The 20,939-nt window shown below is 72.5% G+C and carries 17 protein-coding genes and 2 tRNA genes; 8 read left to right on the plus strand and 11 right to left on the minus strand.

Annotation, left to right across the window (positions count from 1 at the left end; translation table 11 throughout):
- Positions 1-45: 45 nt before the first annotated feature.
- From ACFW22_RS08460 to ACFW22_RS08480, 5 genes are all read right to left on the minus strand, one after another.
- Positions 46-789, minus strand: a complete 744-nt coding sequence (locus ACFW22_RS08460) for a response regulator transcription factor (RefSeq protein WP_386400600.1) — start codon at positions 787-789, stop codon at positions 46-48.
- A 190-nt stretch (positions 790-979) separates the two neighbouring features.
- A complete protein-coding gene (locus ACFW22_RS08465) occupies positions 980-1,828 on the minus strand; it encodes an amidohydrolase family protein (protein ID WP_386400857.1) in 849 nt (282 codons plus the stop codon).
- A 280-nt stretch (positions 1,829-2,108) separates the two neighbouring features.
- Positions 2,109-2,975 (minus strand): DUF2797 domain-containing protein, encoded by an 867-nt coding sequence (locus ACFW22_RS08470; RefSeq protein ID WP_386400602.1) that lies wholly within the window; start codon positions 2,973-2,975, stop codon positions 2,109-2,111.
- A 186-nt stretch (positions 2,976-3,161) separates the two neighbouring features.
- Positions 3,162-3,980, minus strand: coding sequence for a BRO family protein (locus ACFW22_RS08475; RefSeq protein ID WP_386400604.1), 819 nt, complete (start codon positions 3,978-3,980; stop codon positions 3,162-3,164).
- Positions 3,981-4,132: 152 nt separating this feature from the next.
- Positions 4,133-4,498 carry a PH domain-containing protein gene (locus ACFW22_RS08480; protein ID WP_384879204.1) on the minus strand — a complete coding sequence of 122 codons (366 nt, stop codon included), beginning with the start codon at positions 4,496-4,498 and terminating at the stop codon, positions 4,133-4,135.
- Between the two features lie 146 nt (positions 4,499-4,644).
- On the opposite strand from ACFW22_RS08480, the gene ACFW22_RS08485 reads away from it, so the two are divergent.
- The 5 genes from ACFW22_RS08485 to ACFW22_RS08505 all read left to right on the plus strand — a co-directional run bounded on the left by ACFW22_RS08485 (position 4,645) and on the right by ACFW22_RS08505 (position 9,954).
- Positions 4,645-5,592, plus strand: a complete 948-nt coding sequence (locus ACFW22_RS08485) for an RNA polymerase sigma-70 factor (RefSeq protein ID WP_386400607.1) — start codon at positions 4,645-4,647, stop codon at positions 5,590-5,592.
- A gap of 101 nt (positions 5,593-5,693) precedes the next feature.
- On the plus strand, positions 5,694-6,905 hold the full coding sequence (locus ACFW22_RS08490) for an NAD(P)/FAD-dependent oxidoreductase (RefSeq protein ID WP_386400609.1): 1,212 nt from the start codon (positions 5,694-5,696) through the stop codon (positions 6,903-6,905).
- 296 nt (positions 6,906-7,201) lie between these two features.
- Positions 7,202-8,392 (plus strand): ThiF family adenylyltransferase, encoded by a 1,191-nt coding sequence (locus tag ACFW22_RS08495; protein WP_386400611.1) that lies wholly within the window; start codon positions 7,202-7,204, stop codon positions 8,390-8,392.
- Entirely contained in the window at positions 8,389-8,994 is a 606-nt protein-coding gene (locus ACFW22_RS08500; RefSeq protein ID WP_386400614.1) for a GNAT family N-acetyltransferase, read from the plus strand. The genes ACFW22_RS08495 and ACFW22_RS08500 overlap by 4 nt, the downstream gene beginning before the upstream one ends.
- A gap of 237 nt (positions 8,995-9,231) precedes the next feature.
- On the plus strand, positions 9,232-9,954 hold the full coding sequence (locus ACFW22_RS08505; RefSeq protein WP_386400616.1) for a hypothetical protein: 723 nt from the start codon (positions 9,232-9,234) through the stop codon (positions 9,952-9,954).
- A 289-nt stretch (positions 9,955-10,243) separates the two neighbouring features.
- On the opposite strand, the gene ACFW22_RS08510 is transcribed toward ACFW22_RS08505, so the two are convergent.
- Positions 10,244-10,510 carry a hypothetical protein gene (locus ACFW22_RS08510; protein ID WP_386400618.1) on the minus strand — a complete coding sequence of 89 codons (267 nt, stop codon included), beginning with the start codon at positions 10,508-10,510 and terminating at the stop codon, positions 10,244-10,246.
- A gap of 236 nt (positions 10,511-10,746) precedes the next feature.
- On the opposite strand from ACFW22_RS08510, the gene ACFW22_RS08515 reads away from it, so the two are divergent.
- Positions 10,747-11,730 (plus strand): tetratricopeptide repeat protein, encoded by a 984-nt coding sequence (locus ACFW22_RS08515; RefSeq protein WP_386400620.1) that lies wholly within the window; start codon positions 10,747-10,749, stop codon positions 11,728-11,730.
- Between the two features lie 111 nt (positions 11,731-11,841).
- On the opposite strand, the gene ACFW22_RS08520 is transcribed toward ACFW22_RS08515, so the two are convergent.
- Together ACFW22_RS08520 and ACFW22_RS08525 are read right to left on the minus strand one after the other, a co-directional pair.
- A tRNA-Arg gene (locus tag ACFW22_RS08520) sits at positions 11,842-11,914 on the minus strand.
- A gap of 311 nt (positions 11,915-12,225) precedes the next feature.
- Positions 12,226-12,316: transfer RNA gene (locus ACFW22_RS08525), tRNA-Ser, on the minus strand.
- A 253-nt stretch (positions 12,317-12,569) separates the two neighbouring features.
- Between ACFW22_RS08525 and ACFW22_RS08530 the strand changes: the two genes are divergently transcribed.
- Both ACFW22_RS08530 and ACFW22_RS08535 read left to right on the plus strand, forming a co-directional pair.
- Positions 12,570-12,995 carry an SSI family serine proteinase inhibitor gene (locus tag ACFW22_RS08530; protein ID WP_386400622.1) on the plus strand — a complete coding sequence of 142 codons (426 nt, stop codon included), beginning with the start codon at positions 12,570-12,572 and terminating at the stop codon, positions 12,993-12,995.
- A 110-nt stretch (positions 12,996-13,105) separates the two neighbouring features.
- On the plus strand, positions 13,106-16,822 hold the full coding sequence (locus tag ACFW22_RS08535) for a PAS domain-containing protein (RefSeq protein WP_386400625.1): 3,717 nt from the start codon (positions 13,106-13,108) through the stop codon (positions 16,820-16,822).
- Between the two features lie 175 nt (positions 16,823-16,997).
- On the opposite strand, the gene ACFW22_RS08540 is transcribed toward ACFW22_RS08535, so the two are convergent.
- The 3 genes from ACFW22_RS08540 to ACFW22_RS08550 all read right to left on the minus strand — a co-directional run bounded on the left by ACFW22_RS08540 (position 16,998) and on the right by ACFW22_RS08550 (position 20,889).
- Positions 16,998-18,650, minus strand: coding sequence for a long-chain fatty acid--CoA ligase (locus tag ACFW22_RS08540; protein ID WP_386400627.1), 1,653 nt, complete (start codon positions 18,648-18,650; stop codon positions 16,998-17,000).
- Positions 18,651-18,796: 146 nt separating this feature from the next.
- Positions 18,797-19,342: a SigE family RNA polymerase sigma factor gene (locus ACFW22_RS08545; protein WP_386400629.1), complete on the minus strand. Its 546-nt coding sequence runs from the start codon at positions 19,340-19,342 to the stop codon at positions 18,797-18,799.
- Positions 19,343-19,572: 230 nt separating this feature from the next.
- Positions 19,573-20,889, minus strand: a complete 1,317-nt coding sequence (locus tag ACFW22_RS08550; protein ID WP_386400631.1) for a DUF1906 domain-containing protein — start codon at positions 20,887-20,889, stop codon at positions 19,573-19,575.
- Between the last annotated feature and the right edge of the window lie 50 nt (positions 20,890-20,939).

Genomic DNA, 20,939 nt, shown 5'->3' on the forward strand with positions numbered 1-20,939 from the left:
GCGTTCGCAGCGACCACGGCCGCCTCGCGCCTCCGAGCACGGACGCTACTCCCCCGGCTTGATGAGGTAGCCCGCCCCGCGCCGGGTGTGGATCATCGGCGAGCGACCGGCGTCGATCTTGCGGCGCAGATAGGAGATGTAGAGCTCGACGACATTGGCCTGGCCCCCGAAGTCGTACGACCAGACCCGGTCGAGGATCTGCGCCTTGCTGAGCACCCGTCGCGGGTTGCGCATGAGGTAGCGCAGCAGCTCGAACTCGGTCGCGGTGAGGTGGATGGAGTCGCCGCCCCGGGTGACCTCGTGGCTGTCCTCGTCGAGGGTGAGGTCCCCGACGGCCAGCAGCGACTCACTGCGCGTCTGCGCGGCCCCGGACCTGCGGATGAGGCCCCGCAGCCGGGCCACGACCTCCTCCAGGCTGAAGGGCTTGGTGACGTAGTCGTCGCCACCGGCGGTGAGCCCGGCGATCCGGTCCTCGACGGCGTCCCTCGCCGTCAGGAACAGCACGGGCACATCGGGCAGCTCGCGGCGGATCGAGCCGAGCAGGCTCAGCCCGTCGACGTCCGGGAGCATGACGTCAAGGATGACGGCGTCGGGCCGGAACTCGCGCGCGGAGCGCAGGGCGGAGGCCCCGTCCCCGGCGCTGCGGACCTGCCAGCCCTCGTAGCGCAGGGCCATGGACAAGAGCTCGGCGAGCGAGGCCTCGTCGTCGACGACGAGGACCCGGACGGCGGTTCCGTCGGCGCGGAGCATGTCGGCGTGGGTGCCGGTGCGGCGTGTGGTGACGGTCATGACGCCCACGTTCTCGGCCACTGCTGAGAGGCCCCTTGCCCTTTCCTGTGAATTCCCTGAGAAAGGCGCGGGGGCCTCACGGAGGTGCGAAGGCGCGGCCGAGACCGCCCGGTCCCGTCTTCGGCTCCACGGCTCCACGGCTCCACGGCTCCACGGCTCCAGAAGATCACGGTTTCACGGCTCCAGAAGATCACGGTTTCACGTGAAACATCGCGGCACCGTTCTCGTAGAACACCTTCCGGAGCCAGTCCTCGCCGAGGCCGAGGCGTTCGAGGGCGTGGAGCTGGTGGGCGTACGGATACGGGATGTTCGGGAAGTCGGAGCCGAGGAGGATCCGGTCGCCGAGGGCCAGGAGCCGCTTGCGCTCCTCCTGCGGGAAGGGCGCGAGCCGCTCGCTGAAGTCGGTGAAGGCCATGGTGGTGTCGAGACGGACGCCCTCGTACCGCTCGGCCAGGTCGAAGAAGTCTCCGTACTCGGGCATCCCCATGTGGGCGACGATCAGCCGCAACCGGGGGTGCCGGGCAAGCAACCGCCCGGTCGGCACCGGCCCGGTGAAGTTCCCCGGGGCCGGTCCGGAACCACAGTGGATGACGACCGGCGTACGGCGGTCGGCGAGGGTGCCCCAGACCGCGTCGAGCATGCTGTCGGACGGGTCGAAGCCGCCGACCTGGAGGTGCACCTTGAAGACCCGGGCGCCGGCCTCAAGCGCCTGGTGGACATAGGCGTCGACCCCCTCCTCGGGGAAGAAGGTCGCCGTGTGCAGGCAGTCGGGGGTCCGGGCGGCGAAATCGGCCGCCCAGGAGTTCAGCCAGGCGGCCATGCCGGGCTTGTGCGGGTAGAGCATCGCGGTGAAGGCGACCACCCCGAACCCGCGCAGCAGGGCGAGCCGACGGTCCTCCTCCTCGCGGTAGGTGATGGGCCACTCCGTGCCAGTCAGAGGGCCTACGGCGTCGAAGTAGGCCCAGACCTTGTCGAGGACGTTCTGCGGCATGAAGTGGGTGTGCACGTCGACGAGCCCGGGAAGCCCGAGCCGCCGCATCAGTCCGGCACCGTCTCCATCGGGCTTTCCTCCCCCGTCGGTGGACCGCACGCCGTCCCGGGGGAGCCGTGGGTCGCCCGCCGCGGGCCTTTCGCCGTCACTCGTGCTCACAACCGTCACTCCGCTCGACCCTGCCGATGGGGATGCCGCAACCGCCGTACCCGCGCTTCCGCCCGCGCCCGGAACTCCGGCTGCGCGGGGTGGAGGTGCCGGGGTCCGGAAACCTCCGGACCCCAGGAGCACACGGCGGTGACGACTCTACGAAGCGCGCCCCGGGCCTTCAGAAGAGGCCCTCCTGGGCGCCGGCGACCGCTCCTCCCCACGGCCTCAGCGGCACCGAGAGCACCCGTTCCCCAGCGGCGGCTTCGAGGATCCATCCGCCCATGAGTCGGGCGTCAAGGACGAGACAGCGTCCGTCGGGGGCGAGGAGGTGCAGATCGGGACCGGCGGCGGCGAGCAGCCGTCCGGTGACGACGCCGTCGCCGACGAGTTCGGCGACCACGCCGTCGAGCGGTGGCAGCCCGTCGAGGTGGAACGCTCCGGCGTGGTCCCGGACCGCGCACTCCAGCGCTTCCAAGGTCTCGGCCCAGCCGTCGACCGACCGGGCCCGTCGGTACAGCTCCTCGACCTCCCGGGCCCGGTCCGCAGTCGGCGGCAGGGCGTGCCGGGCGCCCCGCTTCCGGTCGTAGGGCACCCGGTCGGGCACCCCGAGGGCCTGCCGCAGGATCTCCTCGGTGCGCCGGGCGGCCATCAGCGGACCCCGACCGAGCCAGCTGAACGCGACCGCCCCCTGCTCCAGCAGCCGGGTCGCGCCGCGGGCTTCTGCGGTGATCCCCACCTTGGTCAGGCCGGGCCCGAACCAGGCCAGGTAGACGCGGTAGGGCTGCGGGTCGTCGACGAGGGTGTCGGCTGCGACGGAGTGGGCCCGGTCAAGCCGTGCGCACTCCGGACAGCGGCCTCCGGTGGCCCGCCCCGGCACGGCGGCCTCCAGCGGGCAGGGATTCCCCCGGGCCCCGGGACACCTCCGGACCCCGACGGCCCGGAAGGCGAGCTGCTGGCCGTACGCCAACGGACTGGCCCTCCCGCCCCGCCACCGCAGCTCGGGCGCCCCTCCTCCCCAGCCGATCCCCCGGCACCACCACTCCACGGCCCGCACGCTCCCTCAACCCGCTTCGACCTCCAGTCTCCGGCACGTCCGCTTCGGCCCGGAAGCCCTGCGGGGCCCTCACGCCCGGGCGTCCCGAGGGAGTGCACGGCCCCTCGACGCGCGACCGGAGTCGGCAGCCCCGGATCCTGCCCGCGGGCGGCCACCGGAGCTCGGTGGGCCGGGTGGTCACGGCAGGACGTAGACCCGGGAGCCGTCCGCGGCGGGGGCTCCCACCTCGCGTATGCAGCCGCGTTCGAGGAGCATCCGCAGGCAGTCCCGGACGCGCTCGGGAGGGAGGCCGGTGCGGAGGGCGACCTCCTGGGCCCGGTAGCACGCCCCGCCCCTGACCAGGGCGGGGGCGAGGAAGCAAGCGACCGTCCGGACGTCCCCGGTGATGGCCCAGGAATCGACGAGCTCCTGCGGAGTGAGGGGGACGGCGACGCCGGTGCGTTGGCGGGGTACGGCGAGCCTCTCCAGGGAGTCGACGACCCTGGAGAGGCTCTGCCGGGTCTCCCGGAGCAACTCCGCGTACCCGGTGTGCCCGGCCTGCGCGGCGGCCCGTTCGTCGAACCGCCCTTCAAGGCGTACGAGGGCGTCGACCAGTTCCGGTGGCAGTACGTACCCGTTCGACACCGGCGAGGGTTCGAGTCCGTACCCCCCGTAGCGCTGGACCGCCGCCACGACGCCCGCCGTCCATGCCCGGAACGGCCCGGCCTCGGGTCTCCGGCACGCTCCGACGATCTGGACCAGCCCTTCCAGACTGACCATCCGGGTCGACCCCCGGATTCCGCGCCGGCCGCGGAATCCGACGGAGAGTTCCCGTGCGGAGGCCAGGCACTCCGCGGGCAGCGTCACGGTCCGCAGCGCCTCCCGGCTCCCCGCGTACCCCAGCCGTCTGGCCACGTCCACCAACGGGAACCAATGGGCACCGTCCGGCGCGGTCAGCCTGCGCAGCCGGGATCCGGTGGCGACGTGCACCAGGTCATCGATGTCGATCGCGTCCATCGACCATCACCTCCGCCACGCAAGCTAGGTCGAAGGCATATTCAAATGACATGCACATCAGATGAGTTCACCCAAAAGGGGAGAACCCCGGGCATGTCCCGAGGGCCCTCCCCTCCGCTCCCGCCGTCCGGGCGGCTCGGAGCCGCTCCCGGCTACTTGGCGACGAACTGGGTGAGGATCGCCTGGACTTCGTAGATGTCGACCCCCTTGGTGAAGGTCTTCTGGATCGGGGTGGCACTGCCCGAGATCCAGATCTTCAGCTCGGCGTCCAGGTCGAAGGTGCCGGCCGTCTCGACGGCGAAGTGCGTGATGCTCCGGTACGGGATCGAGTGGTACTCGACCTTCTTCCCGGTGATGCCCTGCTTGTCGACGAGCACGAGCCGCCGATCGGTGAAGAAGATCGTGTCCCGGATCAGCAGGTACGCGGCGTGCACCTGCTCCCCCTGGCCGAGCAGCCGTGCGTAGTCCTGCTGCGCCTGCGCCGGATCGACCGTGTGTGCGTTCCCGAAGAGTGCCATGCCCCAAACCCCCCTGTTCGATGCGGACGAACGATCATCCGACCCTAACGCCCGCACCGAAGCCCCCGCCATGACACGGCCCCTGCGGAAACGGCACGCCCCCGGCGCCCTGCCACTGCGCACCCACCCGGACTAGGATCCGGACCATGCCGCTGACCGTGCAGGACGTGGATCGGTTCGAAGCCTCCCGACCCCGTCTGGAAGCGATCGCCTACCGACTCCTCGGTTCCGCGAGCGAGGCCGAGGACGCCGTGCAGGACACCTTCCTGCGCTGGCAGGGGACCGACGTCGACCGCATCGAGGTCCCCGAGGCATGGCTGACCAAGGTGCTCACCAACCTGTGCCTCAACCAGCTCACTTCGGCCCGTGCCCGGCGCGAAACCTATGTGGGCCAGTGGCTCCCCGAACCGCTCCTCGCCGGCGACCCGATGCTCGGCCCCGCCGACACCGCCGAGCAGCGCGAATCGGTCTCGTACGCGGTCCTCACCGTCATGGAGCGCCTCTCCCCCAACGAACGCGCGGTGTACGTCCTCCGGGAGGCCTTCGCCTACCCGCACCGGGAGATCGCCGAGATCCTGGACATCAGCGAAGCAGCAAGCCAGCAGATCCACCACCGCGCCAAGAAGCACCTCGCCGACGGCAAGACGCGCACCGAAGTCGACGAGGCCGCCGCCCGGCAGATCGTCGAGGAGTTCCTCGCGGCCGCCACCAGCGGCCGCACCGAGCCTCTGGTGCGACTGCTGACGGGTGACGCCGTCGCGGTCGGCGACGGCGGCGGGAAGATCCCGGCGCGCACCAGGGCGTTCGAGGGAGCCCTCGCGGTCGCGACCTTCCTGCGCGGCCTGTTCAAGCCGAGCAAAGCCAAGCGCGCCCTGGCCGGCGGATCGCCCGAGATCCACGCCACGACCGCCAACGGTGTCCCCGCCGTCGTGGCGGTGCTCGACGGCCGGGTCATCGGCGTCATGTGCCTGGAGGTCACGTCCGAGGGGATCAGCGCCTGCCGCAGCCAGGTCAACCCGGACAAGCTGGAGCGCGCCACCCGACACTGGTCGGCCTCCGCACACGGAAACCCCCTCGTGGAGGCCGCCTTCTAAGCCCCCGTCCGCCATGTGATCCAGCTCACGCCGCACACCTGTCAGGAATCGACGGGCCGCCCGGTTCAAGGGGCGAAACCGCGCGAGACAGGAGCAGGCACATGCAGCAGCACCGCATCATCGTCCTCGGGGCCGGCTATGCCGGAGCCACCGTCGCCGGACGCCTCGCGAAGCGGCTCCACCGCGAGGAGGTCGCCATCACCCTCGTCAATGCCGAGCCCGACTTCGTCGAGCGGGTCCGGCTGCACCAGGTGGCCACCGGGCAGGAGCTCGTGCGCCGTCCCCTCGCCGAGATGTTCGCGGGCACCGGCGTCACGCTGAGGACCGCCGTGGTGACCGGTGTCGACGCCGACCGCCGGACCGTCACCGTCACGGCCGGGGACGGTGCCGAGGAGCTGGCGTACGACACCCTGGTGTACGCCCTCGGCAGCGGTTGGAACCCCCGGGGCGTTCCCGGCACCGCCGAGCACGCGCACGAGATCTCCAGCCGCCCCGGAGCACTCCGGCTGCGCGAGCGCCTGGCCGTCCTGACGCCCGGGCAGTCCGTGGTCGTGGTCGGCGGGGGCCTCACCGGCCTGGAGGCCGCAACCGAGATCGCCGAGGCCCGCCCCGACCTCGACGTCGCCCTCGCCGCTCGCGGCGGCCTCGGCGACTGGCTCTCGCCCAAGGGCCGGCAGCACGTGCGGAAGGTCTTCGACGGCCTCGGCATCACCGCGCACGAGCACACCGCCGTCACCGGTGTGGAGGCCGACCGGGTCACCACCGCCGACGGCGGATCCGTACCGGCCGCGGCCACCGTGTGGACCACCGGCTTCGCGGTGCACCCGATCGCCGGGGCCAGCACCCTGGACGTCACCGACACCGGTCAGATCGTCGTCGACGGGACCATGCGCTCGGTCTCCCATCCGGACGTGTACGCCGTCGGGGACGCGGCCCTGGCCATGGGCGCCCACGACAAGCCGCTGCGGATGTCGTGCGCCTCGGGCACCCCCATGGCCTGGCAGGCGGCCGATGCCATTGCGGCCCGCCTGACCGGGGCCAAGGTGCCGAAGACGACGCTGCGCTACTTCAACCAGTGCATCTCGCTGGGCCGCCGAGAAGGCCTCATCCAGTACGTCACCGCCGATGACCGCTCCGTCCGGGCGGCTCTGACGGGACGGCTCGCCGCCGGTTACAAGGAGCTCGTCTGCAAGGGCGCGGCCTGGGGCGTGGCCAACCCGACGCTCGGTGTCCCCACCCGCCGTCGCCGGGTCCTGCCCCAGCAGGCCCCCGAGGGCCGGCCGCAGTCCTCCCGCCCGAAGACCACGGCCTGACGGCGCGCGGGGGACTCCGGGGCGCGTTCGGGGGGGGCGCCCCGGGGCCCGAGGCATCGGGCCCGGTGACGGGGGGCGGACGACGGGTGGCGGATGACCGGTGACCGGTGACGGATGACCGATGGCCGGACACGCCGTCGGGGATCCGCACGGTCTCCGACGACAGGAGTGCTCCAAGGGGGCGCGCGCACGCACAGGGGTAGTGAAAGGAGCGAAAAGGTCGCGCATCAATTCGAGCGTGCGCTCCGGTGTGACAAGGGCTTTCCAAGATCGTCTGACTGCTAGCTTCCCGTTCCGTGACCCATTCAGAGACCCCTCCCGAGGACGGCTCCCGCTTCCCTTCCCCGTCGGCTTCCCCGTCGATTCCCTCCCCGGTGTCCACCGGGGAGGACGCCCCGCACCCCCTTCTCATCGACCTCACGGCACCCGGGGGAGAAGCGACCCTGACCGCGCTGCTGGATTCGGGCGCCGTGCGAGAAGTCCACGACCGCATGGACGAGCAGCTGGAGGAGTTGGTGCGCTGTCTGCGGCCCGGAGAGCCGCTGGACGCCCGGGCCCTCGAAGCCGCCGTCGCCGACGTGCACGCCGGGACCCCGCGCCGGCACTACGGCACCTGGGTCTGGTACCCCTGGTCGGGACGGCTGGTGCACCTGCTGCCGGTCGAAGAGTTCCGCCTGGTCCGCACCGACCGCAACCGGGACAAGATCACCCGTGCACAGCAGCAGGGCCTGCTCGGCCGCCGCATCGGCGTGCTCGGTCTGTCCGTGGGCAACAGCGCTGCGCTCACCTGCGCCATGGAAGGCGTAGGAGGATCGTTCCGCCTGGCGGACTTCGACCGCTTGGGCCTGTCCAACCTGAACCGGCTGCGCGCCGGCGTCCACGACCTGGGCGTGGAGAAGACGGTCCTCTGCGCACGTCAGATGTACGAGATCGACCCGTACCTCGACATCGAGATCCACCGCGAAGGGATCACGGAGCAGAGCATCGAGGAGTTCTTCGGCACCGGTCCCGGCTCGGGGCTCGACCTGCTGGTCGAGGAATGCGACACCCCATGGGCCAAGTTCGCCGCCCGCGAGCACGCCCGCGCGCACCGCATCCCGGTCCTGATGGACGCCAACGACCGGGGCCTGCTGGACGTGGAACGCTTCGACGAAGAGCCCGACCGGCCCCTCTTCCACGGCCGGACCGGCACGACCACCTCCCGGGACGTCCGCGCGCTCGATGCCGCCGCATCGCTCGACCTGCTGCTGCAGATCGTGGACGCGGACCGGCTCAGCCCGGCCATGACCGACGCCATCGGCCGGATCGGCCGCACCCTCACGAGCTGGCCACAACTGGCGAGCGGCATCATGCTCGGCGCGGCCCTGGTCACCGACACCGCCCGGCGCATCCTCCTGGGGGCTTCCGTTCCCTCCGGGCGCTACTACACGGACCTGGAAGCCCTCATCAGCGCCGACCGCACCGTCCTCCTCGGAGCCGCGTCATGACGCACCTCCCCGAACTGCACGGCGACCACCTCTGGTTGCGCGAACTGCGGGCCACCGACCTCGCCCCCTTCGAGCGCATCCACACCCACCCCGTCCTGACCCGCTACCTCGGCATCGACCGCATGGACGCCCGCCAGGCACAGGACGCCTTCGCCCAGTGCCTCGCCCAGCCCTACACCCACCCGCGCCGCAGGCACACCCTCGCCATCTGCGCACCGGGCGACGACACCATGGTCGGCACCATGGGGCTGCTGGTCGAGGAGTACGGCAGCAATGCCATGCTCACGGGACTCGTCCTGCTGCCCGACGCCCCCGTCCGCGGTCACGGCCACGAAGCCGGGCGCCTGCTGATGGCCTACGGCTTCGGCCCGCTCGGCCTACACCGCATCTGGGCCGGCCACCGGGCCGACCACACCCGCATGCGGGACGTCATGCTCGCCGCCGGCCTCCACCCCGAGGCAACGCTGCGCGAGCTGTTCCGCACCGGAGGCCGCTGGCACGACGTCACCACGTACGCCGCCCTCGCCCCGCAGTGGCAACGCTCGGCGACCCCGGCCGAACGGGCCGTCCTCACCGGCGGACACCGCCTCCAAACGGCCTGACCCCCCGGCCCGCCCGCCCCGACGCGCCCCGGGCTTCCGGGACCGGCCGGTGCCAGCGGCCGACGGCGATCAGCGCCCTCGCACCGCTCCCCCGCGCCACACACCCCCACGGCACGAGGGGCCCGGACACGTGTCCGGGCCTCCCGTCCGCGCACACCCGACCGGATACCAGCCCGCGGCCCACCGCTCGGTAGGTCTGGCGGGATCGGTGCCCGTCGCCCATGCCATCATCCTGACGTGCTGAAGATCCCCGGATACGAAGGCGGCCCTCTGGTTCAGGGCTCTCCCCACCTGGACGACCCGTTGTTCTGGCCGGTGCACCTCGGCACCTCCCTGCGCGGCGAGGACGCACAACGAGCCGCGTTCGGCGCCGACTGGGACGCGGCCACGGACTTGTACCGTGCGCTGTCCGCTGAACACGAATGGCCGGTGTTCAGCGTGCCCCTGCGCTCCGGGCACACCATCCACGTCGTCTACCGCAACCTCGACGGAGAACGCGGGGTGGACTATCTGATGCACCACCCGGCATGGACGGCGGCGGAGACCGTCGCCGTGGACGACGGTCACTTCATGGGGCCCGGAATGGCCTGGCCGGAACTGCTGTCCGCCGCCCGGCAACCGGCAGCGGAGGGCGTCGACGACGTCCACGCCCGTCTCTTGCTGCTCTTCCCCGCGCTCGGCGACGCCCTGCTTCCCGAGGACGCGGGCATCGCCCTCACCGCCGCACTCGCCGCCCTCACCGTGATCGAAGAGCCCGCCGAAGTGGCGAGCATGCTCCTCGAGAACCAGGGCCCCTGGGCTCCTGCCCGCTGGAGCCGGGTGGACGGTGTCTGGATCAACGACGGAGGACACTCCCACCGCAACCCCCGCAACGCCTTCGCTCTCCCCCAGGACCGTCTTCTGGAGATCGGTAACGCCTTGAACGGCGGGGGAGCCACGGCTCAACGGACGCCCGGCTGAAGCCGCGGGCTCGGGGAGCTCGGCGTCGACCACGAGGGAAGAGGACGCCGACCGCGAAGGGGGGTGTCAACCACGGGGAGGAGAGGGGCCGGACCTCGGCTTGGAAACCGCCGATCTCGAAAACCGTGGTGGCGTGCGCCTCCGCGGGGGCACGTCCCCCATCCACCGCCGGGTGGAACGAGCCGTGACCGGCTGGATCGCTCAGGGGTCCTTCACTTCTCCGGGTGGTTCCGCAGCACGGTTCCCCGTGGCACTCTGCCTGGCCGGGCACGCGAGGGGCTCGTCCGGGTCAGCCCCGAGACACCCGCTCGAACGTCAGGGGTGCCGCCGATCCAAGGTCGATGGTGTCTCCGTCGTCCTCGGAAAGAGCCTCATCGGGGTGGTCGGCGGGCACCACGACCAGCATCGTGTGAGGGCGGGGAAGCCAGCCCACGTCCTGCGGAGGGTCGTAGCGGCCGATGTCGCCGATCCGCACCAGCGTCTCGGGCACGCCCACCAGACAGCCGTCACCGACGCGCAGGTGCCACGGTTCGGGATCGGTCTTGAACAGGCTCATGGCCCGTTCCGGGGAGTCGGGTGACGTCCCGAAGGCCCTCCGACCGTTCCACCGGATCTGGGACTGCGGATCGATCTCGGCCCATGGCCACTCGACCGAGACGTGGAAGCGGGACGCCGCGGAAAGGGCACCGGCCCCGATGTGGGGGCGGGCCCGCCACCCCGGATCCGCACCTCGGCTGCACCACCGTGTGGGCAGAGGGCGCCCTGGCCTTTGGCCATGGCTACTCTCCAGTGATGGAGAATCAGTCAGTGACCGCGGGAGTCGCACTCGCCGGCGTGATGGCGCACTGCGGCGGTAGCCCGGTCCGCGCCGTACGGTTCCTGGTGGGGGCCATAGCCTCCGCACCTGCCGCCCCGGAGCCCTATGCGGCCCTCGCCGAGTTGTGGCAGTCACGGGGCCCGGAGTTGAAGGAGGGCCTCGAAGGGGACGGCTCCTTGAGCTCGGTGCTGGCGCAGGCGTACTTCCTGTTCCTCGACGGGGACGTGGACGACGCGGTGATGGCCCTCGGCTCGGTCACGGGGGCGCGACCCGACGTGGCGTGGGGAGCGGCCCCGTGGTTCGGCGATGCCCGACTGCTCGACGTGGTGAGCGCCGAGGCACTGGCCGAGGCGTGCCTGCGGACCTTGGACTACGGCCACGACCTGGACACCGAAGAGATGCGGGAGCGGTTCGCTCCTTGGTTCCACGCCCTCGACGTGGTCTCCGAACGCAGTCCCGTGCCGGAATCACTGGCCGCCATGGCCCGACTTCCCCGGGCCTGCGGCCGGTACGAACTGGCTCTCGCCCTCTGCGACCGCGCCGATGCCGTCGATCGGGTCATGTGGACCGCGGTCGCGCGAGCGAGCACGTGGCGGGCGATGAACGACCTGGACCGGGCGGCGGCGGCCTTCGAACAGGCCCTGGCACTGGACGCCACCAACTGGTCCCTCTACCTGGACCTCGCCGACGTACGAGCCCTGCAGGGCGACTTCGCCGCGGCGGTGGCCCTCGTCGAACGGGGGCTGCAGCACGAACCCCACGAGACCTCCCTGCGCGCGGCGGGTGCCGCCTATCGCGCACGCCTGTCCGGATCGTCCGACGATCTGCGGGCACTGATCGGCCTGGCACCGGAACTCGTGAACGCCTCGTACCGGAACCTACTGATCGACTACGCGTGCGCGGGACCGGGTCTGCCCCGGAGCCTGGTGGCCGAGGCCCGCCGCATCGGCACGCGCTGAACACGGCGTGCCCAGCCCTTGCCGTGCGCCCGGGCCGAACTCCGTGTCCACGGCGGTCGTCCACCCCACAACGCAAGAGGCCCGGACTCTCGTCCGGGCCTCTTACCTGTGTGCACTCGGCAGGATTCGAACCTGCAACCTTCTGATCCGTAGTCAGATGCTCTATCCGTTAAGCTACGAGTGCTTGTTTTTAGTTTTTGCCTTCGCTCCCCGGCCTTTCGGCCCGCTCGCGGCGACAGGAAGAACATTACATGACTGCCGCCGTCATGTGAAATCCATTCCCTCCACCCATTGTGACCTGCGAAAACATCGACCGGGAGGGGGAGGCGGGAGAGGTGGGCGGGGCGGGACGGGACGGTCTCTCAGGGCGAAAAACGCGGGAAAGAGACCGGGGTCACACCTTGCTCGGCGACGACTCGCGGACGGCGCCCCGGGAGGGTTCGCGGTCCGGGAACGGCCGAAGCCCCGGCCGTGGGGCCGGGGCTTCGGTAGGGGCGGAGGCGGAGGGATTTGAACCCTCGATGGGCTTTAAGACCCAAACCGCATTAGCAGTGCGGCGCCATAGACCGGACTAGGCGACGCCTCCTCGCACCGCGCGCCTATGCGAGTGGTGCGTGCAGATGATGACACAGGCGAACCGGCTGTCACCAATCGATTCTCACCGTACTAGTTTTTCGGGGTCCAGGGCAAAGCCCCGGGCGCCGGCCGTGCCGTCCCGGAGTCCGCCCCCCGGGCCGGGGCGCGCCCCGCTTGCGCAACGCCACGGCGCCCGGAGCGTTAGAGGGGGCGGGCGCGGTGCACCCGCGCCCGCCGTCATCCCCGTGCTCCTGGAGATCCGCATGCTGCGCAGTCTCGTCCTCGCCGCCCTCGCCACCACCGCCGTCGGGACCGGCGGCCTCGGGCCGCTTCCGCCGCTGAACCTGTTCGCAACACCCGACGCGTTGACCGTGGTCGTCGACAAGAGCGGCAATCCGCAGGCCGACGGCACCTTCGAGGTGACCTGCGGGGACCGCGCCGAGGGGAGCCACCCTGCTGCCGCGGACGCCTGCAAGCGCCTGGGCCAGCTCGCGAAGGAGCGGGCGAATCCCTTCCTGCCGGTGCCGCGGGACCAGATCTGCTCCCAGGCGTACGGGGGCCCCGTCGTCGCCCACGTCACCGGCACCTGGCAGGGCCGCAAGGTCGACGCCCGTTTCTCCCGGGCGAACGGCTGCGAGATCAACCGTTGGGAAAATCTGGAGCCTCTCCTTCCCCTCGTCCGGGGGTGACGCACGGAAGCTCCCTTAGACTCCCCTCAGTGACAGGCCGCGGCCCGCGGGGCAAGATGGGGCCGGCCGATGAACCAGCACGTGCAGTGCGTCAGGGAGGAAGCGTCGTCGTGAGCAGCAGGCCATCCCGAGGCGCTGCTCGCCTCGCAGCCATACTCGACGCCCTCCCCGACGGCCTGGTGCTCGTCAATTGCAACGGCACGGTCGTCAACGCCAACACCATCGCCCTCGGCATGTTCGAGACGCCGGGGACCGCACTGGTCGGGCGCGGGCTGCTCGATCTGCTGCCCGCCTTCGACTCGCGCCTCATCCCGGGCTCCATGCGCCGCCCGGAGGGCGCCGACGAGCGGGGCCGCACCAAGCCGAACCGGATGATCGCCCGCCGCACGGACGGCAGCGAGTTCCCCGTCGAGGTGACCAGCGCCAGCCTGGAGGACGGCCGCGAGGCCTACGACTCCTACGGCGGTTACACCGGTGACGAGCTGCTCATGCTCGTCGTGCGGGACCTCACGGGCACCCTCGACACCGAGGCCGAACTCGCCCGCTCGCAGCGCCAGACCGAGATGATCCTGCGCGCCGCGGCGGAGGGCGTCGTCGGCACCGACACGGACGGCCGGGTCGTCCTCGTGAACCCCGCCGCCGCACAGATCCTCGGCTATCGCGCCGGCGAACTCGGCGGCCAGGAGCTGCACCCGCTGATCCTCGCCAAGCGCTCCGACGGCGACCCCTTCCCGTACGAGGAGTCCCCGCTCGCCGACACCCTCAAGTCCGGCCGCAAGCACCGGGTGCGCGGGCAGGTGCTGTGGGCGAAGAAGGGCGACCGGGTCCCGGTCGACCTGACGACCGCTCCGGTGCGGGACGGTGACCAGCTCGTCGGCGCGGTGATGACCTTCACCGACCGCAGGCCGTACGAGGAACTGGTCGAGAAGCACGCCGCCGAACTCGCGGACCTGGCCGAGCGACATGCGGCGGAACGCGAGCAGCAGGCCGAGAAGTACGCCTCCTTGGCCGCTCGCCACGAGCAGCTGACCGCCGTGCTCGCGGAGTCCTTGCGCGGGCCGCTGGAGGAGCTGCGGACCGAGCTGGGCACCCTCGCCGCCGACGACGCCGGACAGCTGTGGCCCGAGGCCAACCAGGTCCTGCACCACCTGGCCGCCGGGTACGCGCGGATGACGGCGCTCGTCGACAACGTCCTCGGCTTCCAGCGGCTCGACGCCGGCGTGGAGGAGCTCGACAAGGACGTGGTGCTGCTCGACCGGATCGTCACCGGCGGCATCGACGCGGCCGTGGAGCTGATCGGCCCGGGCCGCGTCCAGTTCGCCGTGCACACCCCGCCCATCGAGGCCGAGGTGGACGCGGCCCGGCTGACGACCGCGCTCGCGCACCTGGTCGCGGACGTGGCGGGGGTCGACGCGACCGGCAAGAACAAGGCCGACCGGGCCCCGAGCGACTCCACGATCGTCGTCGCGGCGGCGCAGCGGGGTGACGTCGTGCGGATCGAGGTCCGCGGGCCGCACGCGGGCGGAGACCCGGTCCACGGGCCCGTGGTGCGCGGGATCGTGGCGGCGCACGGCGGTGTCGTGCAGACCCACGAGGTGCCGGGGACGAACGGCAGCGCGTACGTGCTCGAAGTGCCGCTCGGTTCGGGTCGGGGCACGGTTCCCCCGCCCGCACCCGAGGACACGGCTCCGAAGGGGGGCCGCGAGGCGCTCGCGCTGCCCGCGCAGGCCTCCGCTCCGGCCCCGGTTCCCGGCCCCGGTCCTGACGGGTCCTCCGACGGCGGGGCATCGGCTGCGGTCGCCGAGGCGGCCGGCGGAGGACGACGCCGGGCCCGGCGCAGTTCCACGGACGCCTTCCTGGAGAGCGCCGTCGCGACCGGGGCGGAGGCGCCCCCCGTCGAGCCCAGCGGGCGCCGCCGGGCCCATGCGGCCGAGGTGACCGCTCCCGCCGAGTTGATCCCCGCCCAGCAGAACGGGGCGGTGGCCCCCTCCGTGCCGACCCCCTCCGCCCCGGTCCCCTCCGCCCCGGCGCTCTCCGCCGTACCCGCAGAGCCCACCGGGCGTCGTCGGGGCCGGCCCGCCGAGGGGTCCGTCGTGACCGCCGCCGAGGGCGCACAGGGACGTGCCGCGCTCGGTGCGGCCGTGCCCCCGCAGGGCGTCGCCGTCGATCCGGCCGGAACCCATGCGCCGGCCCCCCACGCGCCGGCCCGTGCGCTGCCCTCCGTGGCCTCCGCGACTCCCGAGGACGCCCCCGCACAGCCGAGCGGGCGCCGGCGGCGGGCGCTGGCCGCCGCACAGGAGCGGGCGGCCGCCGCCGAGGCCGGGCCCCGAACCCCGTTCGCGCTGCCGCCCGCCGATGCCGAGCGCGCCACCGGGACGAACCCGCCCGCCGCGCAGGACGGGCCGCTGCCGGTCTCCGACGAGGGGCGCCACGAGGCCGTGCGGGGCGTCCCGGGCGCCGACCACACCCCGCCGCAGCCCCATCCGCACGTGGAGCCGCAGGTCCCCGCCCGGGGCGCGGTGGCCGTGGAACCGACCGGTCGCCGCCGGGCCGTGGCGGTTCCGCCGCCGGAGCCCGCACCGCAGCGGCCGACGGAGTCGACGCCGCAGGACAGCACCGGTTCCGGGACGGGCACCGGTTCCGTGCCGCTGCCGCCCGCCATGCCGATGCCGATGCCGATGCCGACGGACTCGACCGAGGGTCGCGCCTTCAGCGTCCGGAGCCTCGGGCAGGGCGTTCCCCTCGTTCCCCCGACCGGGCCCGCGGTGCCCCCGACCGGGCTCGCGATGCCCGCAGCCGAGGGTGCGTCCGGCGCGCCCTCCAACGGCTCGGGGCGGCGGCGCAGGCTCGCCACGCCGCCCGAGATCGACCCGCCGGTTCCGGCCGCGCTCCCCGAACCGGTCGCGGCCGGGCCGCACCCGGAGCCTTCGGCGCCGGTCTCCGCCGCGGCCCTCGCCCAGCCCGAAGCCGCGCCGGAGGGCCGGGCGTACGCGATAGGGGCACCCGCCGAGGGTTCCGCGGAAGGGCCCGAGCCGCTCGACGGCCCGGGCGGCGCGGTCGAGGTCGCCAATCGGCCCGCACCGCGGCCCGTCGACGACGAGCTGCCCCCGGAGCCCCTCGACAACCCGCGCCGGCTGCTCGTCTGGCCCGCGCCCGACGTCTCCACCCAGCAGGCGCTCAGCGACCGCGGCTACCGGCCGGTGATCGTGCACTCCCGCGAGGAGGTCGACGCGCAGATCGCCGCCTTCCCGGCCGCCCTCTTCGTCGACCCGCTGACCGGTCCCATCACCCGTACCGCCCTCCAGTCGCTGCGTCAGGCGGCCGTCGCCGCCGAGGTTCCGGTGTTGTTGGCGGCCGGGCTCGGGCAGGCGACCCGGGAAGCGGCGTACGGCGCCGACCCGGCCGTGCTCCTCAAGGCGCTCGCGCCCCGGGACAGCGAGCAGCACCCGTCCCGCGTCCTGCTGATCGAGGAGCACGGGGCCATCGCGGAAGCGATGGCGGCGGCCCTGGAGCGGCGCGGGATGCAGGTGTCGCGGGCCGCCACGGACACCGAAGCGGTCGCGCTGGCCACCCAGAGCCGGCCGAACCTGGTGGTGATGGACCTGATGCAGGTGCGTCGCCGTCGGGCCGGAATCATCGACTGGCTGCGTGCGAACGGGCAGTTGAACCGCACCCCGCTCGTCGTCTACACCTCGGGCGACCTGGTCGAGGAGGAACTGCCGAAGCTCGCCTCCGGCGAGACGGTCCTCTTCCTCGCCGAGCGGTCGAACAGCACCGAGGTCCAGGCCCGGATCGTCGACCTGCTCGCGAAGATCGGCACCAACTGATCGGCGCCGACTGATCGGCCTGGTTGACCTGGTTGACCTGGTTGACCTGATCTACCTGATCGGCACCACCCGACCAGAACCGACCGGGGCGTGTTCCGAAGGCTTCTCCGGCCACCCGGAGGAACCCTCGAAACACGCCCCGGCCCCGTGGGGCCCGTGGGTGTCGGAGGGGGAGCTACAACCGGGTCACGTCCAGCTCGCCCTGCGCGTACTGCTTGCGGATGACCTTCTTGTCGAACTTGCCGACGCTCGTCTTCGGCACCGCCGGCACGACCGCCCACCGCTCCGGCAGCTGCCACTTCGCGATGCCGCCCTCGTCGGCGAGGAAGGCCTTCAGCGTCTCGTAGTCCGTCAGCGCGCCCTCCTTGAGGACGACGGTCGCGAGCGGACGCTCTCCCCACTTCTCGTCCGGCACCGCGACGACCGCGGCCTCGGCGACCTCGGGGTGCGCCATGAGCGCGTTCTCCAGCTCCACGCTGGAGATCCACTCGCCGCCGGACTTGATGACGTCCTTGGCGCGGTCGGTGAGGGTGAGGAAGCCGTCCGGGCTGATCACCCCGACGTCACCGGTCTTGAGCCAACCGTCCTCGCTGAACTTGTCGGCGGGACGGATCTCCTCGGCGTCGATGCCGCCGAAGTAGGCGCCCGCGATCCAGGTGCCGCGCACCTCCAGCTCGCCGGCCGACTCGCCGTCCCACGGGAGGTGTTCGCCGCCGGGGCCGACCAGCCGGGCCTCGACGCCGGCGGGGAAGCGGCCCTGGGTGATCCGGTACGGCCACTCCTCCTCGGCGCCCAGTCCGGCCGGCGGATGGGCCATCGTGCCCAGCGGGGAGGTCTCGGTCATGCCCCAGGCGTGGCAGAGGCGGACGCCGAGCTTGTCGTAGGCCTCCATCAGGGAGGGCGGACAGGCGGCGCCGCCGATGGTGACCTGGGTCATCGAGGAGAGGTCGCGGGGGTGGGCGGTGACCTCCGCGAGCAGGCCCTGCCAGATCGTGGGGACGGCAGCCGCATGGGTCGGCTTCTCGCGCTCGATCATCTCGGCCAGCGGGGCCGGCTGGAGGAAACGGTCCGGCATGAGCATGTTGATGCCGGTCATGAAGGTGGCGTGCGGCAGGCCCCAGGCGTTCACGTGGAACTGCGGCACGACGACCAGGGTCGTGTCCCTGTCGGTGAGGCCCATCGATTCCGCCATGTTCACCTGCATGGAGTGCAGGTAGATCGACCGGTGGGAGTAGACGACGCCCTTGGGGTCACCGGTGGTGCCGGAGGTGTAGCACATGGCGGCGGCGGTGCGCTCGTCGAGCTCGGGCCAGTCGTAGCTGGTCGGGCGGCCGGCGATCAGCTCCTCGTAGTCGTGCACGCGCGGGGCCGTTCCGTCCAGTGCGGAACGGTCGCCGGGGCCGGCGACGACGACGTGCTCGACGGTCGGCAGGTGCGGCAGCAGCGGGGCGAGGAGCGGGAGCAGGGAGCCGTTGACGATCACGACCCGGTCGGCGGCGTGGTTGACGATCCACACCAGCTGCTCGGGGGGCAGACGGAGGTTCAGGGTGTGGAGCACCGCGCCCATGGAGGGGATCGCGAAGTACGCCTCGACGTGCTCGGCGTTGTTCCACATCAGGGTGGCGACCCGCTGGTCGCCGGTGACGCCGAGTTCGTCGCGCAGGGCGTTGGCCAGCTGGTGCGCGCGTGCTCCGGCTTCCGCGAACGTGCGGCGCTGCGGCTCGGGCTCGCCCGTCCAGGTGGTGATGGTGGACCTTCCGTGGATCGTCATCCCGTGCTTGAGGATGCGGCTCACGGTGAGTTGTACGTCCTGCATGGTGCTGTACACGGGGCGTCCTCCCGATGGGCGCTACGTGGCAGAAGGGGTGGGGAGATTCTGCGCACGTACCGCGCGGTATGTCACTACCCGGGAGTACGTAAATTGCCAGTGATTACTGGCGGAAGCCCACCACGGGCCCCGACGGTTCCGCGCGCCTACCGCACGGGGGTCAGCTCCGGGTCCTCGCGGAGCTTTCCGAGCGCCCGGGACACGGCGCTCTTGACGGTTCCGACCGACACCCCGAGCACTTCGGCCGTCTGGGCCTCGCTGAGGTCCTCGTAGTACCGCAGCACCACCATCTGGCGCTGCCGCTCCGGAAGCTTCAGGACCGCCCGCCACATCGCGTCGTGCAGCACCTGGTGCTCCGCCGGGTCCGCGTCCGGGAGGCCCGACGGCTCCGGCAGCTCCTCGCAGACGTACTCGTCGACCTTGCGCTTGCGCCACTGCGACGTGCGGGTGTTCACCAGGGCGCGGCGGACGTAGCCGTCCAGGGCGCGGTGGTCCTCGATGCGCTCCCAGGCCATGTAGGTCTTGGCGAGCGCGGTCTGGAGGAGGTCCTCGGCATCCGAGGGGTTGGCGGTGAGGGAGCGTGCGGTCCGCAGGAGCACGGGGCCGCGCGCCCGGACGTACGAGGTGAACGTCGGGTACGACGCGTACTGCGAGGCACCGGCGCAGACGGGGCCAGAAGGTGGCGGGGTCATGACTCCACGCTAGGAGCGGACCGGTACCCGCGGATCGGCCCCAGGTCCCGAACCGCCGTCCGCCTCAGGTTGTAGGGGCACGGACGCTCCCACCTCCTCTGGGTGGAGGCCCCCGACCCCCCGGTCAGGGTCCGGGGGTCGGGGCCCGAGCCCGGGGCGCGGGGACGGCGTCCGGGCCTCGCCACGGGCGCGGTGCTGCCGGGGACGTCAGGGGCGGTGGTGCCGGGCCGTCAGGGGCGGTGCCCCTCGACGAACCTCAGGGGGACCGGGACGTGGGGCGCGAGCCGGCTGGTGGTCGAGACCCGCGCGACCGGTGCGTCCATCGCATTGCGGTCGATGACCATCGTGCGCCCGCCGTACGACTCGGTGACGTTCCCCGCGTACTGGTGGATCCGGGCGTTCGGGGTCCATGCCTGCGGCTGCAGCACCGGCTCCGTGAGCAGTGCAGGCTGGCCCCGCCAGCGCGCGAACCACATGACGTCCGGGAGGTCCGCCGTGCCCGCCCTGCGCTGCGCCTCGATGTCCCGCACCCCCGTCTCGGCGCTGCTGTAGAAGCCGGGCAGGTAGCCGAGGCGCCGGACCTCCCGGTTCCACGCCCGGACGAAGGAGAGGGTGGTCGCGGCACAGTCCGCGTCACCCTGCCGGTAGGCCTCAATGTCCAGGTAGAGCGGGCTGCTCGTGCCGATGCCGAGGGCGCGCGCCGCCTCCACCGCATCGCCGCCCTCCTGGGTGCCCTGGCTCCAGGGCGTGCTGCCGATCGCGAACTTCCGCTTGGCCGAGGAGTCGACGCACGGCGCCTGCGAACCCACGAAGAGCGGCAGCAGCCGCCAGCCCATCGCGTGCGCGGAGGCGACCCAGGCGGGGGTGAGCTCCTTCTGGACCGGGCAGCCCCGTCCCCGGCCGCCGAAGTAGATCCCCACGGCCCCGTACGGCGAACTGCGCCAGGCCTGCATCACCGCGAGGGACGGCGCCTCACAGGTGTCGAAGGCCTTGCCGGCGAAGTGGACGGGACCGTCGGAGGCGGAGGCTCCGGAGGCCGCGACCGGGGCCGGTACGACGGACGCGAGGGAGAGGGACGCGGGGGAGACGGACGCGAGGGACGGGAACTGCACCGATCCGGCCGGCACGAGGGGCGGGACCGGAACCGTGAGGGGCGGGACCGGAACCACGGGGGACGGGACCGGAACCACGGGGGACGGGACCGGAACCACGGGGGACGGGACCGGAACCACGGGGGACGGGACGGCCGTCGTTCCGGCGGGTGCGGCGGCCTCCCGTTCGGCCCTCGCCACGGCGGGGGACGGGGCGTTGAGGAGGACTGCCCCGGCGAGGGCCAGCAGCACGGCGGCGACCGTGGTCCGCGCTCCGGGAGGAGGCGCGGACCGCGGCCGGGGCGGTGCGGAGGGCGGTTCCGGCCGGGGCTGCGGCGAGGCCCCCGCCACGGAGGACCGGGCGGGGCCGGAGACGGGCGGGTGGCCGGGCGCGGAAGCGGGGCCGGAGACGGGCGGGTGGCCGGATGCGGAAACGGGCGGGTGGTGAGTGCTCATGGCGCGAGTGAAGAACCGCTCGGCCCGCCCGGCCACCGCTCAGGCCCTCG

This window comes from Streptomyces sp. NPDC058872 (genome assembly GCF_042743065.1).
Classification (GTDB): Bacteria; Actinomycetota; Actinomycetes; order Streptomycetales; family Streptomycetaceae; genus Streptomyces.

Bases quoted from the DNA above. Each gene is read 5' to 3' on its own strand.
- ACFW22_RS08545 (WP_386400629.1), bottom strand. From the start codon at position 19,342: ATGACCCCGCCACCTTCTGGCCCCGTCTGCGCCGGTGCCTCGCAGTAC.
- ACFW22_RS08500 (WP_386400614.1), top strand. From the start codon at position 8,389: ATGACGCACCTCCCCGAACTGCACGGCGACCACCTCTGGTTGCGCGAA.
- ACFW22_RS08460 (WP_386400600.1), bottom strand. From the start codon at position 789: ATGACCGTCACCACACGCCGCACCGGCACCCACGCCGACATGCTCCGC.
- ACFW22_RS08465 (WP_386400857.1), bottom strand. From the start codon at position 1,828: ATGCGGCGGCTCGGGCTTCCCGGGCTCGTCGACGTGCACACCCACTTC.
- ACFW22_RS08485 (WP_386400607.1), top strand. From the start codon at position 4,645: ATGCCGCTGACCGTGCAGGACGTGGATCGGTTCGAAGCCTCCCGACCC.
- ACFW22_RS08510 (WP_386400618.1), bottom strand. From the start codon at position 10,510: ATGAGCCTGTTCAAGACCGATCCCGAACCGTGGCACCTGCGCGTCGGT.
- ACFW22_RS08490 (WP_386400609.1), top strand. From the start codon at position 5,694: ATGCAGCAGCACCGCATCATCGTCCTCGGGGCCGGCTATGCCGGAGCC.
- ACFW22_RS08530 (WP_386400622.1), top strand. From the start codon at position 12,570: ATGCTGCGCAGTCTCGTCCTCGCCGCCCTCGCCACCACCGCCGTCGGG.
- ACFW22_RS08475 (WP_386400604.1), bottom strand. From the start codon at position 3,980: ATGGACGCGATCGACATCGATGACCTGGTGCACGTCGCCACCGGATCC.
- ACFW22_RS08480 (WP_384879204.1), bottom strand. From the start codon at position 4,498: ATGGCACTCTTCGGGAACGCACACACGGTCGATCCGGCGCAGGCGCAG.
- ACFW22_RS08515 (WP_386400620.1), top strand. From the start codon at position 10,747: ATGGAGAATCAGTCAGTGACCGCGGGAGTCGCACTCGCCGGCGTGATG.
- ACFW22_RS08550 (WP_386400631.1), bottom strand. From the start codon at position 20,889: ATGAGCACTCACCACCCGCCCGTTTCCGCATCCGGCCACCCGCCCGTC.